The sequence below is a fragment of the Methanolacinia paynteri genome (genome assembly GCF_000784355.1).
GTDB classification, from domain to species: Archaea; Halobacteriota; Methanomicrobia; order Methanomicrobiales; family Methanomicrobiaceae; genus Methanolacinia; species Methanolacinia paynteri.
This window is the reverse complement of the sequence record NZ_AXDV01000097.1, coordinates 1-261: the sequence shown is the minus strand read 5'-3', so window position 1 is coordinate 261 and position 261 is coordinate 1. Positions and strand designations below refer to the sequence as shown.

1 pseudogene is annotated in these 261 nt (G+C 41.0%); it reads right to left on the bottom strand.

The features are described 5' to 3' along the window. Positions 1 to 249: pseudogene (locus METPAY_RS01815) on the bottom strand (hypothetical protein); the annotation flags it as partial. Positions 250 to 261: the final 12 nt, after the last annotated feature.

Below are 261 nucleotides of genomic sequence, written 5' to 3'. Positions count from 1 at the left end.
CGACCAGAATATGACCTTTCCGCTCGCTGCCGAGGAATCGTAATTATGGATGGTAATTTCCTGGTTTACAGTTGTGTCCTGAACCCAATACCATGTCAGTGTTGCTTCGGTCACACGTACATCAGGAATTGTACTTTTGGTACCTGCGACTTTTTCCTGATTTGGTACCGAAAGTGTCATTTTTCCGTCTGAGAGAATTTTAACCTTAGCATCGATTTCTTTAAATTCTTCCTTGCGTTTTGAATCCATAATCATTAAACC